Source organism: Streptomyces sp. Ncost-T10-10d, assembly GCF_900091955.1.
GTDB lineage: Bacteria > Actinomycetota > Actinomycetes > Streptomycetales > Streptomycetaceae > Streptomyces.
Map to the genome: position 1 here is coordinate 1 of NZ_FMDF01000110.1, position 1,996 is coordinate 1,996.

2 protein-coding genes are annotated in these 1,996 nt (G+C 67.9%); both read right to left on the reverse strand.

The window, feature by feature from the left end; genetic code table 11:
* Positions 1-271 precede the first annotated feature (271 nt).
* Positions 272-895, reverse strand: coding sequence for a hypothetical protein (locus tag GA0115254_RS18500; RefSeq protein ID WP_256102654.1), 624 nt, complete (start codon positions 893-895; stop codon positions 272-274).
* Between the two features lie 880 nt (positions 896-1,775).
* Positions 1,776-1,996: hypothetical protein (locus tag GA0115254_RS44535; RefSeq protein WP_370740892.1), on the reverse strand; the 221-nt coding region annotated here is incomplete at its 5' end.

Sequence of the window (1,996 nt, forward strand, 5' to 3'; positions counted from 1 at the left end):
GGCGAAATTGCATTGGTTGGTGCCCTATACCGTGCGCGTGGATCGGTTCCTGGCCCGTACGGCTGTACACCGCCCTGTCGATGCCTCCACGCACCTCCGCGGTCCCGAGCTGGATGTTCCGAGAAGGGATATTCTTGGGTCGGGGGTCGGACGAGAATCCCGGCCCGATTACGGCGGGCCGGGATTCTGTGTTGTGCGCCTGACCGGAGGGCCCCGGCCCGATCACGGCGGGCCGGAGTTCTCCAGCATGCGCATCAGGCGGTTGCTGGTTTTAGTAATCGCCGAAGTCGCCGAAGTCGCCGCCCTCGCCCTTCTCGTCGTGGTGGCGCTTGATGACGCGGAAGCTGGCGACGACTCCGTTCTTGACCTTCACGCCGCCGTTCATCTCCTCGTGGTGCTTCTTCTCGTGGTGCTCGCCCTTCTCGCCGTTCTCGTCCTCGTCCTTGCCCGGGCGGACGTTGTTGGCGGAGCTGCGGGGGCCGATGGTGGCGATGGGGGCTCCGTTGTCGCACACGGCTCCGCGGAAGACCTCGACTTCGTTGCGGCTGTCGTTGCGGATGTTGAAGCTCTTGGCGCCCAGGCCGCTGACGACGGTGATGCAGCCGTCGGGGCGGCCGGAGTAGTCGCGCTCGTTGATGTGGATCCTGCCCTCCTCGTGATGGCGCCTGCCCTCGCGCTCATTGCCCTCGCGCTCGTTGCCCCGGCGCTCGTTGCCTTCGTTGCCCTTACCCGTGTTGCCGCCCTCCCCGCCCATGGGGGCCTGGGCGAGGACGGCCGCCGGGGCCACCCGGGCCTGGGGGGCGGGGACGGCGGAGGCGTAGGTGATGCCGGTCGCGGTCAGTGCCGCGGCGGCCGCGACGGCCGTGGCGATCGCGTGGGAACGGGTCATGATCATGTCGCTTTTTTCTCCTTCTCGGACTCAGAGACAGTCCCGCTGTGACAGCCGGTGCGTGATTGAACGTACTAACAGCCCCTATTGCTGTCATATCGAGCAAATCGGGACCCCCGGTTTCGTGGGGCTGATCGGGTGTCCAGAGCCTCTTTACGCCGCTCCGCAGAAGAGCTGATTAGCCGTCAAAATTACTTAGAATTAGGGTGATTGAAAGATCGTTAGCCCTTACAGGTGATCTTCTGACGTCTAGTCACCCGCCGTGGCCGTGGGTGGCCGGGAAGTGTCGGCAAGTCGCTGCTTGACATGTGGCCTGTCGTAGGTTCCAAGGAGGCCACGTGAACGGTGGCTGTCCGACGAACGTGACCGCGCATAGCAGGGTTCGTCCAGGCCGGACTGTGACCAATGCCGGGGGGCACGGCCTGCCCGCCGCGGCCTGGGCCGACCGTCCCGAGGACCCGAGCGGGCAAGCGCCAGGACCTGTCCGGGCACGATGACCATCTGCGTGGACCGACCCGCCGCCTGCTGGGCGCCGCCCACACGATCGGAACGCCAGGGACAGCCAACTCGGGACGGTGCACGCATCGCGGCGGGACCGGCGACGCCCGCCCGCTGAGGGGCGCTGAGCGCCTGGTCCTCGCCGCCGCCCCGTACCGCGACGTCCTCGCCCGGCAGGGGCGCGGGCGAAGACGGCCACCTCCGGGACGTCCACGCCGAGCGTCTTGTAGATCGCGGTGTCCAGCAGACGGTGGACGAAGTCGCCTTCCAGACGGTGGACGAAGTCGCCTTCGGGGATCGAGGCGTAGCCCGACCGCGCGGACAGGCGCCGTTAGGGCACTTGAGGTACGCGAGGAGCAGAGAGGCGGATCACTGCCTCGCGGTCCGCTCAGGACGGCCCGCGTAGGGGGACGACGTTGCTGGTGTCCGCGGCGGGTGGCGCTGGCCGGTCGTGGGTGAGGACTGCTGCGGCGAGGGTGAGGCGGGTGATCTGCCGGCGCAGTTCGTGGATCTCGGCGTTCTGTTCGGCCGCGTCCAATCCGCTCAGCAACGGTGGCGGGCCGTGAACGCACCCCACCTGGTCGCCCTCGTTCGAGCCGGCGCCCGCCT